Below are 12,691 nucleotides of genomic sequence, written 5' to 3'. Positions count from 1 at the left end.
TACATGCCATAGTTAAAAAAAGAGACGCTCCAAGACGTATTGCAATAGACAATACTGAACGAGCAAGACTGTCCGCGTGATGATGAAATAATATGCTATGTTAGCTATTGGACAGTCAATTTATTAACAAAAAACTGAAAGGAGATGCATTGTTTAAAACAAGAATCTTGTGGTTAATCTCTTTTTTAACTGTACAACTCGTGCTTACGGGTGCAATATCAGAAAGTGCTTACTCAAACGGAGATCCTACCGGCTCCAGCTTTGTGGAAACCGGCGAGGCTTCGTGGTACGGTCCTGGATTCCATGGTAGAAAAACAGCCAACGGCGAACGTTTTGATACCTATGAATTCACGGCGGCTCACAAAACCTTGCCCTTCGGTACCCTGCTGAAGGTCACAAATCTTGAGAATAATCTCTATACCGTAGTAAGAATAAACGATAGGGGTCCATACATACGCGGAAGGATAATAGATCTTTCCAAGGCTTCCAAAGAAGCTATCGGTATGGGCGGTACGGCACAGGTAAAGATCGAGCAGATAACTGAAGAAGAAGCTGAAATGCTTCGCCAGGGTATCGATCCGGATGAACACATTGATATCACAGAAATAGATACCAATGAGTTCAAAACAACAGAGCTTATAAACGGCAATGTTGATGCTGAATCAAAGGTGTTCGTTGAATTTGAAGGCGAAGACGGTACTTCAAGTGACTTTGAATTGAATAAGAACCTGAAACAAAAAGGCAACTTAAAGATCAAGGTTGTAACACCGAAAACAGAAGAGGAAAAACAGAAAGAATCAAACCTCTATCAGCAGATAAATGACATAGATTCACTTATCCGGTTTTACGATATATCAAACCAACTGGCAGTAGTTAAAGGTCTCTCACTGGAAGTGGGGATATATACTGACAAGTCGCTTGCCGACAGAAGAATCGGCAGGTTAGAACGCGACGGTTTCACTAAGATCTTTCTTGAAGAAATAGCGGTTACAGATCCCAATACAAATACAAAAACAGTGACCTATAAGGTACTGGTGGGATTGTATGACAAAGAAAAATCCGCCAAGAAAGACGTGAAGTCTTTAACTAAGTTAAAATACCAGCCTAAGCTCGTGAAAATAGGCGAATAAACTCAGAAACGAAGCAGAATAACAGCACATATAAAGCACAAAGCTGTTATACATGATAAAAAAAGCACAGATACATTAAGCACAAATCGTACAGTTATAAAAAACAAGAAACCCCCCGGGAAGGTCCCGAGGGGTTTTTTGTTTGTATTAAATTTTTACAGGCAGAAATAATAAAAGCACTAAACACAAATTACACTATTCATTTTGTTGTTGGTGACAACACCAACAACGGGGGAAATCTATCAAAATACAAACAAAAAAGGCAGGCTTCTTTAAGCCTGCCATTAATTTACTCTCAATAAAAATTAGACCCTTCTTATCTTCACGCCAAGCTTGCGCAGCTTTTTATCTATGTTCTCGTATCCCCTGTCAATGTAATGGATTCCGTGAACAAGGGTTTCACCCTTGGCAAGAATTGCCGCAACAAGGTATGAAAATCCCGCGCGTATATCAGGTACATTTATTTCAGCGCTGCGCAGGGGGGTTTTGCCTTTTATGACCGCACTGTGATAGTAGTTTGTTCCGTTAAAGCGGCAGGGAGTGCCGAGGCAATCATTGGTAAGCTCTATAGCCGCGCCCATTTTGTTCAATTCTTTAATGTAACCAAAACGGTTTTCGTAAACGGTTTCATGCAGTGTGCTTATGCCGTTAGCCTGGGTCAACAAAATGGTCATAGGCGGCTGCCAGTCTGTCATAAAGCCGGGATGCACATCCGTTTCAATGCTTATTGGCTTTAGATCACCTTTGTAATAGAACCTGATACCGTCTTTCAGCACTTCATATTCAGCCCCAATGAGTCTAATGGTGTTCAGGAATGTTATCATATCGGCATGGCGCGCGTCATGGATGGTAATATCCCCTTTTGAAGCTATCGCCGCGCATGCAAATGAAGCTGCCTCAAGCCTGTCCGGAATGACGCGGTGCTCAGCGCTGCAGAGCTTATCTACACCTGTTATAACAATTGTCCTGTCAGTCTTTACATCAATAACAGCGCCCATTTTCTGCAGAAGCATGATAAGATCCATTATTTCAGGTTCAATTGCCGCATTGTGGATAGTAGTTTTGCCTATGGCAAGTGAAGCGGTTATGATAATATTTTCTGTTGCTCCAACTGAAGGGAACGGCAGGGTTATATCAGTACCTATAAGTCTTTTAGCCTTAAGCAGGTAAAAATCCTTATGCTCTTTTACAGTTGCGCCAAGCTTTATCAGCGCATCGAGATGGAAGTTGATGGGTCTAGCGCCGATCTGGTCGCCGCCGGGTTTTGGTATTTTTGCTTCGCCAGATCTCAGCAACAGGGGTCCGGCTGTAAGTACACCTATCCTGTTTATAAGTCCAAGTGATGCGGAGAAAGATATATCATGTATCTTTTTGGTCTGTACAACCAGCTCATCATTTGTGAACTTAGTGAATTTCGCTCCGAGAGATTCAATTATCCTTCTTGTGACTTTAATTTCACTTATACTTACAGGTACATTTATAAGCTTAACGGGTTCATCTGTAAGCAGCGATGCAATAATAAGCTTTGAAGCAGCATTTTTAGCGCCGCTTATGCGAATTGAGCCATGCAAAGGCTTCGCCCCTTTTACAAGGAACTTAGCCTGTTTATCAACAATATCAGTATTCATTTTTTTGGTAATGGATTTAAATTATTAACCTTCCCAGTAACCCATTGCGCTGTATTTTTTAGTGCGCTGGTCAAGGAATTTATCGGGGTCAGCTTTTTCAAGCTGTTTAAGCTCGTCCAGTATAGCCTCTTTAAGAAGCTCAGCAGCTTCTTTGTGATTGCGGTGAGCGCCGCCTTCCGGTTCTTTTACAATTCTGTCAACAATCTTATGTTTTACAAGGTCATTTGCAGTAAGCTGCAGAGCTTCTGCTGCCTGTTCCTTGTATTCCCATGAGCGGAATAAAATGCTTGAGCATGATTCCGGTGAAATAACAGAATACCAGCAGTATTCAAGCATAAGGATCCTGTCACCAACGCCAATACCAAACGCTCCGCCTGAGGCACCTTCACCAATGATACAAACAATGATAGGCACTTTAAGCCTGCTCATTTCCATAATATTCCTTGCGATAGCTTCAGCCTGCCCGCGTTCTTCTGCTTCAATACCCGGGTTCGCGCCGGGTGTATCAATTAGTGTAATTACCGGACGGTTGAATTTTTCGGCAAGCTTCATAAGCCTTAAGGCTTTGCGGTAGCCATCGGGATTCATCATTCCGAAGTTGCGGTATATATTTGATTTTGTATCCCTGCCCTTTTGCTGCCCTATTATCATAACAGGCTTGCCATCCAGCATGGCAAATCCGCCAACAACAGCTTTATCATCGCCATAGGCTCTATCGCCGTGCATTTCTATAAAGTTCTCTGTCATTAAATAAATATAATCAAGGCTGTATGGTCTTTCAGGGTGGCGGGCTATCTGTACTATCTGCCAGCGTGTGAGATTTTTATAAACTGAAGTTCTGAGTTCATTTACCTTTTTTTCAAGCTTGCCAATTTCATTGGATATATCAAGGCTATCTGATAAAGCGCGCATTTCTTCTATCTTGTGCTCAAGCTCAATGATAGGTTTTTCAAATTCCAATACATTCTTGCTCATAAGTTTGGTACGTTCTTTCTAAATAAAAATAAAGATAATGTCTTTAAAAGTATTTCAATATCCAGTGCAAGTGACTGGTTCTTGGCATAGTAAAAATTAAAATATTCAATTTCATCACCGCTCAGGTTCCTGTGCAGGTTAATCTGAACTAACCCTGTTAAGCCGTTCTTCCCAAGGTACTGCATCCCCTGCTGAGGCTTATCCCATGTAGCCCTGCCAACAAAGCTGTATTTTCCTGTGATAACAAACGGAATAAGCAGCAGCTTTTTAAAGAACTTTTCATGTTTTTTATAATAAGCCGGCATTTTAGAAACAATAAGCGCAACCGGGTAAACAGTGAAAAGTGAAAATATTCCCAAAAAAATATCAAAAATCCGTTTTACAAATATATTGAATTTCTTATTGATATTATATTCAATCTGCATTAGATAAATATCATCGATTTTATCCAAAGCAGATTTACCCAGAATAATATCGCTGTCTCCGGCTAATATCTTAAAGCTGATATTCTGGTCTTTTAAAGACCACATCATATCAAGTATCTGCTGGTTTGAAAGCTCATTTTTTGCAAAAACAATATTTCTTATTTTTGCTGATATTACAATATCCTTAAGGTTATTTAAATTGCCTATAAAGCCTTCAGTGTGGCTGGTATTAGGTGAAATATATCCTATGAATTCATATTCGCTGTCAACCCTCGTTTTAAGCTTTGCAATAAAACTTTCGGTTTCATCATTTTTTCCGATAATAAGAGTATTTACGGTTTTAAAAATACTCCTGCTTTTAGAATATTTAACAATTTTGGCCACCAGTCTCCATGCAGCTATAAAGAGATATGCATTCACTACTGTGCGCAGCACTACCGCTCTTGAAAAAGCGTATTCATTGAAAAAATATGTGAATGATGAGTTTACGAAAAATCCGATAAGGATACCGTTCAAAGGCTTGACCAGTGAAAATTTTTCGATTTTGCTGTATGAACCGCTGAGCGCAAGTGTAACCAGCCATACAAATGTATAAACGAATATCACAAGTGTGTAAGCTTCCAACGGGAAGAACTCAAAACGCTGGTAAATGGCAAGTATCATACCGCTCACAATAAACAAAAGGTCAAGCAGTATCGGGTAATTGTTTTTAACCAGCCTTGTAAAATATGATATTGAAGCCCTGTAAATAATAGATATCCTTATAAGCAGGTTCATAAGCCAGAAGCTTGTGTTAAGGTTCTTCTTAACAAATACCTGCATAGCGCCGTAAAAATTATTTACATATGAAATGCTGCTTTTTTTGGTGCTTTCACCTTTGTAATGAATAATCGAAGTATCAGGGTAATAATATATTTTATAACCGGCTTTTTTTATTCTGAAACAAAGATCAAGATCTTCTCCGTACATGAAGTAATCTTCATCAAATCCTTTTACTTTTTCATATACATCCCTTTTAATAAGCATAAACGCGCCTACAATAGCATCAACTTCATAAGTACTGTTCTCATCTAGAAATGTAAGATTATACTTGCCGAATTTTCGGCTTTTAGGAAACAGCCGGCTTAGCCCCATTATCCTGTAAACTGCAACTGAGGGCGTGGGGAAGCTTCTGCGGCAGGCAAGATCAAGCTTTCCGTTAGGAAGTATAAGCTTGCAAGTCATTGCACCGATACCGGGGGTCTCTTTATAAAATTTCAGTGAGCTTGTCAATGTATCTTCCTGAAGAATAGTATCAGGATTCAGTATTAACAGGTATTCTCCCCTGGATTCCTTTACTCCAAGGTTATTGGCTTTTGCAAAACCCAGGTTTATTGGACTTTCGATAAGCTTAATGGAAGGATGAGACGGGAATTTATTTTTCAGATATTCTATGCTTCCGTCAAAAGAATTGTTATCTACAACAATTATTTCTACTTTCAGGCCGTCAGAAGCTTTAAGGATAGAATTGATACACTGTTCTAACAGTTCCTTTACATTATAATTAACTATTATTACAGATATATCTATCAAATATCAGATGATTTATTTATAATTTATTAAAAATTGATTTCAGCTTTAGTTTCCATACCATATACATAGCTTCATATACTATCTTTCTCGACATCTTGGAAACCCCTGCTCTTCTATCAATGAATACGATAGGTATCTCTGTTATCTTAAATCCTTTTTTCCACATACGGAATTTCATTTCGATCTGGAAAGAATACCCGTTGGAATGCACTTTATTAAAATCGATCTGTTTTAAAGAGCCAACCCTGTATGCCATAAATCCCGCAGTAACATCTTTCACCGGCAGAAATGTTATCATACGGGTATAATAACTTGCGCCAATACTTATCATTAAGCGGCTAAGCGGCCAGTTCACCACAGCAATACCTTCTATATACCTGGAGCCTATTACCAGGTCATACTCTTTAAGCTTATCAAGAAATCCCGGAATAGCTTCAGGGTCGTGTGAGAAATCAGCATCCATTTCGAAAACATAATCATAATTGTTTTCAATGGCATAGCCAAAACCTTTAATATAAGCTGTTCCTAAACCCATTTTTCCGGGTCTTTCGATAATATGTACACGCTGGTGAGCCAGGTTTTTAACAAGCATTGCTGTTCCATCGGTTGAATTATCATCTACTACAAGGATCTCAATTATCACATCAGGATAATTTATGGCTACAAGTTCATTGATAATATTAACAATATTTTCAGCTTCGTTATATGTGGGTATTATTATTAATGCTCTTTTCAATATTCCGTTTTATTGAAGTGAATTAAATTCTATTACTTTAGATGAAATAAAATCAATTTGCTCATCGGTTAATTCTGTATGCATCGGCAAAGAAATGATATCCTTTGCAATTTCTTCTGAAACCGGATAGTCTCCTGGTTTATAGTCATATTTATAGGCTTCCTGCATATGCAGCGGTACGGGATAATATATCATTGAAGGTATTCCGTGTGATCTCAGGAATTCCATCATTTTATCCCTGTTCTTGACTCTGATAGAATACTGGTGAAAAATATGTTTTGAACTGGGCATAATATAAGGAGTTTCAAATATGCCTTTGAATTTTTCGTTATATTTCATAGCAGCATTATATCTTGCATCGCAGTATTCATCCAGGTATTTCAGCTTTATATCAAGTATTGCAGCCTGAATGGAATCAAGCCTGCTGTTAACGCCAAGTGTTTCGTGGTAATATTTCTTTTTAGAACCGTGCGAGATTATCATTCGTATCTTTTCAGCCAGTGCATCATCATTTGTGGTTATCATGCCGCCATCGCCAAAAGCTCCGAGATTTTTACTTGGGTAAAAGCTTATACAGCCTATGTCGCCGATCGTGCAGATCATTTTATCTTTATACTTCGCCCCCATTGCCTGCGCAGCATCTTCTATAACATATAAATTGTGCTTTTTGGCAATTTCCATTATCGGGTCCATATCACATGGCTGGCCGTATAAATGAACAGGCATGATCGCTTTGGTCTTTGGGGTAATTTTGGCTTCAATTTTTGTTACATCAATATTGTATGTTTCAGGATCAATATCTACATATACCGGTATTGCTCCAAGTATCGCAATAGTTTCTGTGGTAGCAACAAACGTGAATGGTGTTGTTAATATCTCATCGCCGGGCTGAACATTCAAAGCCATCATTGCTATCTGGAGAGCATCAGTTCCTGATGCACACCCGATAGCATGTTTAGCATTAAGATATTTTGCTGCATTTTCTTCAAATTTTTTTACAGCAGGTCCCTGGATGAACTGCGTACTATCAATTACATCATGGATCGCTTTATCTACTTCAGCTTTGATCTTTTGATACTGTGATTTAGTATCCACCATCTGGATATTTTTAATACTCATTTTATAATTAGTGACCTTTCATAAAAATTACTACTAAAAAAGTGTTTATCATTATTTTAAAATCCAATTTTAAAGACATATTTTCTATGTAATAGAAATCATACTTAAGTTTTTCTTTTACGTCATCAAGCGAAGAATCATATTTATGTTTTATCTGTGCCCAGCCTGTTATTCCGGGTTTAACGCTTAAACGTTTATAGTAATACGGAATCTCCCGGCTTAGCTTATCTACAAAATACGGCCTTTCCGGCCTTGGGCCAACAATGCTCATTTCATTTTTCAGCACATTTAAAAGCTGCGGAATTTCATCAAGATAAATCTTTCTTATAAGCCTTCCGACTCCGGTTATCCTTGGGTCATTTTCACCCGCCCATTCAGGTCCATATTCTTCAGCATCCTTAACCATTGACCTGAACTTGTACATGTTGTATGGTTTTGAATTTCTTCCGACTCTGACCTGTGTATAAAAAATCGGTCCTTTAGAGCTAAGCTTAATAGCCAGGATAATGATCAGCAGAAGCGGTGAAAGTACTATCAACAGGAAAGAAGAAATTATTATATCCAGAACCCGCTTAAAAAGCTTAGAGCCATAAGGCATAATTTCCGGCATAACTTCTATGAAAGGAACGCCGTAAAGCTGGTTTGTTTTAGCCAACCCGCTCACAATCTCATAAGTATCCGGCATAATTTTCAGGTTTACCTCCGTTTCCTGGCAATACCTGATAATTTCGAAGAGCTTATCTTTTTCCGATTCTTCAAGAGCTATCAATACCTCTGAAATTTTATTCTTATCGATGATATTTTTCAGAGCTAAAATATCACCCAAAATATTATCATTTGGTTTAACTTTATGAACTGAAATAAATCCTGAAAACTTGTATCCAAGCTGAGGGAATTTATTCACCAGGTTTTGGAGCTCACTTCCGCGTTTTCCTGTTCCGACAATAACTGAATTCCTGAGGCCAATGCCCTTTTGAAGCATTGTCATCTGGAAGCTGCGGATAAGAATTCTGCCTGAGCCTACAGAGAATATCATTAAACCCCAATATATCAGGATCAGAAATCTTGAAATTGCTTTGGAATCGCTGATAGCATCATCAAGAAATATTAGAAAGAACAGGATAAAACATCCAAATGAAATGGTTTTTAAAACTGATGCAAACTCATCAAACCTGGATCTTACAAACCAGTGCTGGTATAAACCGGAAAAAGAAAAAATTACTATCCAGTAAAAATATACAGCAGCCAGTGGTATCAGGAACGAAGTAGGCGCTGTATTAGGTATCCAGCCTGATTCAACCCTGACAAGATAATAAAGTATCCATGCCGCGTTTATTGTCACAAAGTCTGATACGATTAATAATATTTTTTCTGATCTTTTTGACAATATTGTATAGCTGCAAAGTTATTTTAGAAAGTAAATCAGCTGAAATCTTTGATCAGCTTATAATAGCTTTTTGCCGCAGAGCCAAGTGTCAAATTCCGGTTAAGATAGTTGAATGCATTTCTGCCTTTTTCATTCAATATACCCGGGTTATTAAGACACATATTTAATACATCAACAGCTGAAGCTGTATCTCCGTTTCTTATTACAAAACCCATATCATGATCCCTTATCATTTTTGCCATATCACTTTCAGGTGAGCATATTGCAAGCACCGCTCTACCCGCTGACATAATTCCCAAAAGCTTGGAAGGATAACACACTCTTTCCTGCGCCGGCAGCTGAGCAATTACACCAAGATCTGCCATCGCAAGTGAATCCTGCAGCTTTTCTTTCGGAACGTATGTATTGATGTATATATTTTCCAGCTTTTTTTCATTTTTAAAGCTTACAACATTTTTCTTTTTAAATCCCTCACCAATGAATTGAAATATTATCCTGTTATCATTTGCAAAATGTTCTGTGATATTCAGAATTGACTCGATATCATGAAACCTGCCATGGTTGCCGGAATACTGCACAACAAGCTTATCGTTCATGCTCAATTCCTTAGCTGCAGCTGATTCAGATTTTGCCTTTGGCTTAATGACCCTGTCATCAGACCAAACGTGAATTATATGAGTTTTGTTTCTGCATTCCTCTTCATATTTAGTACCGTTCAGGTTCGCATTTTCTATTGCTCCCTGCAGCATATCTTTGCTTAATACAACTGCATAAGAAGAACGTATATACCAAAGTTTATTGATCTTCCTCCATAACCTGGAAAGCAATCCCCCGGGCTTAACCATGTTAAGCAGCTCTGCCTGTTCAGGCATAATATCGAATAAAAGAACACCGTATTTTGTACCGTTCAGTAGGTTATTAAACCAGCCAATTAAAGCCATATATGGCGGGTTAGTTACCAGAAGCAGCGGTACTTTTCTATCGTTGAAAAGGATATCGAATGAAGCAGTAATAAAAAAAGTTATCAGGTTTATAAATTTACCGATAAATGATAACTTGGGGAACCTGGTGGACCATGTCCTTAAAATATGAATTCCTTTATAATCAATAACTTTTGGAACAGTTTTACTGTTTTCTAAAATTGTTGGCTGTGAGGCAATAACCTTAATTTTTAGTCCATAAGATGTTAATTCTTCCGCTAATTCCGTTAAAGCCTGCCCTGAGCTTACCATTTCAGGGTAAAAAGGCTGGCTTACTATTCTTAGATCAAACCGCTTTTTATTAGACATAGATAATCGGCAAATATTAGATTATCTGCGGTTTAATACAATTCTATTATTTATCACTAATTATGGCGGTTTTAGATAAAATAAGGGTAAAATTCAGATAATTTATGCTGAATTTAATTTGTTTTTGTAATAACGGGCAGTACTTACAGCCATTGATTGAACTGAATACTTTTTAACTGTATCAAAAGCATTATTTATCAATTTTTGTCTGTAATCCTCATCAATCAACAGCAATTCAATCGCATCAGCAGTAGATACCGGATCTTCAACATTTGTAATAATTGAATCATGACCTGAGGTAAAAAAATTTGTAGCACCGCCTACATTTGATGTAATAAATGGCACCCCCAAAGCCATGGCTTCAAGGTTAACATAACCTGTTCCTTCGAACCTGGAAGTGAGTACATGTACATGATATGTCTGCATTTCTCTGTAAATATCTTTAATGTACCCTTTAAAAACAACTTTTTCAGTTAAATCATTTTTAGCAATATATTGTTTGAGCATTTCCTCATTTTCACCGCTGCCTACAATAACAAGCCTGGTGAATGGATACTTATCATTTATAATTTTGAAAGCTTCAAGTAAATATTCCTGAGCTTTTTGAAAGGTAAGCCGGCCAATATGGCCTATTATAAATTCACCGCTGTTAGAGCGCGGTTTGAGCCTGAAAAGTCCGCTGCTCCTTTTTTGCATATCATCAAAATCAATACCAAGATACAATATTGATACTTTCCCGGGCTTAATATTGAAATATTTGATCAATGTATCCTTATCATTTTCTGATGTTGCAATAAAATCATCCACAAAGAACTGTTTTGAATACTCATAAATTTTCCTTGGAATAGAAAGTGATTCAAGTTGTTTAAGAGAATAAAAGATACCGTGCCTGGTCTCTACCTTTAACTTAACCCCGGCAAACATTGCAGGTATACACGGCTGAAATTTCGCGTTTGCGTGAACGATATCAATCCTGTTCCTTTTCATAATACGGTAAAGGTTCCTTAAACCTTTGTAAGAGTAGTAGAATTTTTTACCGTTATCATAAACTTCTTCACGGATATTATTTTCTTTTAAAATATCTGAAAGCGGACCCTTCATAGGTGTAGCTACAATTACATTAAACTCATCTTTATTCAGATTTTTAGCCAGGTCAACTACGTAACGCTCGGTTCCGTTGAATTCATTATTACAAACCACATGCAGCAGGTTTATTTTTTTCATTCTAATTATTCACCTTTCCGCTGCCCCAAAGCTCTTTAACCGCATTTATTATTTCAGATGAAGAGATGCTGGCCATACATTCATAATAGGGACAGGTAAATCCTCCGTTTCGAGTGCAGTATTGCTTATCATCTGAAGCTGAACAATGCAGTTTATGGTAAATCATTTTTACATTTTTACCGGTTGGAGCTGAAAATCCGGGATTTGTGGGGCCAAATAAAGCTACTGCAGGTATATCATAAGCAGAAGCGATATGTAACGGGGCTGAATCACTTCCGATAAATAATCTTGATAATTTTATCAATTCAGAAGAGCATTTAAAATCAGCCTCAGCAAACTTATTCTTCAAATCAAATTTATTACTGAGCATTTCATCAATTTCAGCAGCTCTTTTTTTATCATTAGAATCACCAACTAAAACATAATTTATGCCTTCTGATTCCAGATATACAATTAAATCAGAAAAAGTTTTTAAAGGAAGCTCTTTAGCTGGCCAACCAGATGTTAAGTGAATAGCTGCAAAACTTTTCGATCGGAGTCCCATTTTCTCCAGTATTTTTTCCGCTTTAAGTACAGAATCCGGGTCTGAATAAATATAAGGTTTTGTTAGAACGCTTTTTCTTAATTCCTGCCATTTCAAATTATCGATATTGAGTCCAGATTTAATAACATTCAAATACTTATCTATCAAATGTCCTTTTTCTGATGCAGTGTTGGAATATACAAATTTATCATATGACCTGCCGTTATAGTCGTAATTCAAACCAATTGAATAACCCGCATCAATTTGTTTAACAGCTAAAGCTGTAGCTCTTTTACCGGTAAGATCAATTATTAAACTGTAATTTTTGATTTTTAGATCATTAATTAGATTTTTGTATCCTATTTCATCCGGAGCAGACTGATCTCTGTAATCGGTGGTTTTTAAATTATCATAAAGGATAAAATTATCAATTCTTGGATCATTCTTAAGCAAACCTGCAGATGAAGACCTTGTCAGAAGGTCTATAGAGGCATTAGAATAAAGTTTTTTTAGAATTTCAATTACTGCGGAATGGAAAAGAAGATCACCTGCAAAATACAGGGAAATTATCAGAATTTTTCGAATATCATTTGTTTCGGGCAGCTTTTTTTTAGAAAACTTTATTCCCGTTGCTTTATTCAAAAGCAGCTTAATATTTTTTTTAATATCAGGCAATCAGGAAG

10 protein-coding genes are annotated in these 12,691 nt (G+C 37.3%); 1 reads left to right on the top strand and 9 read right to left on the bottom strand.

Annotation, left to right across the window (positions count from 1 at the left end):
- Window positions 1-149: 149 nt before the first annotated feature.
- Window positions 150-1,130, top strand: a complete 981-nt coding sequence (locus J0M37_10955; GenBank protein MBN8585603.1) for a septal ring lytic transglycosylase RlpA family protein — start codon at window positions 150-152, stop codon at window positions 1,128-1,130.
- Between the two features lie 305 nt (window positions 1,131-1,435).
- Here the strand turns inward: J0M37_10955 and murA are convergent, their stop codons facing one another.
- From murA to J0M37_10910, 9 genes are all read right to left on the bottom strand, one after another.
- Complete coding sequence (gene murA, locus J0M37_10950) at window positions 1,436-2,758, bottom strand: UDP-N-acetylglucosamine 1-carboxyvinyltransferase (protein ID MBN8585602.1); 1,323 nt, start codon at window positions 2,756-2,758, stop codon at window positions 1,436-1,438.
- A gap of 24 nt (window positions 2,759-2,782) precedes the next feature.
- Complete coding sequence (locus tag J0M37_10945) at window positions 2,783-3,733, bottom strand: acetyl-CoA carboxylase carboxyltransferase subunit alpha (GenBank protein MBN8585601.1); 951 nt, start codon at window positions 3,731-3,733, stop codon at window positions 2,783-2,785.
- Complete coding sequence (locus J0M37_10940; GenBank protein ID MBN8585600.1) at window positions 3,730-5,730, bottom strand: glycosyltransferase; 2,001 nt, start codon at window positions 5,728-5,730, stop codon at window positions 3,730-3,732. Before J0M37_10940 ends, J0M37_10945 begins: the two co-directional genes overlap by 4 nt.
- Before the next feature lie 16 nt (window positions 5,731-5,746).
- Window positions 5,747-6,466: a polyprenol monophosphomannose synthase gene (locus tag J0M37_10935; protein MBN8585599.1), complete on the bottom strand. Its 720-nt coding sequence runs from the start codon at window positions 6,464-6,466 to the stop codon at window positions 5,747-5,749.
- A gap of 9 nt (window positions 6,467-6,475) precedes the next feature.
- Window positions 6,476-7,564 carry a DegT/DnrJ/EryC1/StrS family aminotransferase gene (locus J0M37_10930; protein ID MBN8585598.1) on the bottom strand — a complete coding sequence of 363 codons (1,089 nt, stop codon included), beginning with the start codon at window positions 7,562-7,564 and terminating at the stop codon, window positions 6,476-6,478.
- Between the two features lie 28 nt (window positions 7,565-7,592).
- On the bottom strand, window positions 7,593-8,972 hold the full coding sequence (locus tag J0M37_10925) for a sugar transferase (protein MBN8585597.1): 1,380 nt from the start codon (window positions 8,970-8,972) through the stop codon (window positions 7,593-7,595).
- A 35-nt stretch (window positions 8,973-9,007) separates the two neighbouring features.
- Entirely contained in the window at window positions 9,008-10,261 is a 1,254-nt protein-coding gene (locus J0M37_10920) for a glycosyltransferase family 4 protein (GenBank protein MBN8585596.1), read from the bottom strand.
- 102 nt (window positions 10,262-10,363) lie between these two features.
- Window positions 10,364-11,485 (bottom strand): glycosyltransferase family 4 protein, encoded by a 1,122-nt coding sequence (locus J0M37_10915; protein MBN8585595.1) that lies wholly within the window; start codon window positions 11,483-11,485, stop codon window positions 10,364-10,366.
- A gap of 1 nt (window position 11,486) precedes the next feature.
- Window positions 11,487-12,683 carry a glycosyltransferase family 9 protein gene (locus J0M37_10910; GenBank protein ID MBN8585594.1) on the bottom strand — a complete coding sequence of 399 codons (1,197 nt, stop codon included), beginning with the start codon at window positions 12,681-12,683 and terminating at the stop codon, window positions 11,487-11,489.
- Window positions 12,684-12,691: the final 8 nt, after the last annotated feature.

Source organism: Ignavibacteria bacterium, assembly GCA_017303675.1.
GTDB lineage: Bacteria > Bacteroidota > Ignavibacteria > Tepidaquicellales > OLB5 > OLB5.
Note: the sequence above shows the minus strand (reverse complement) of the source record. Positions and strands in the feature narration are given on the sequence as shown.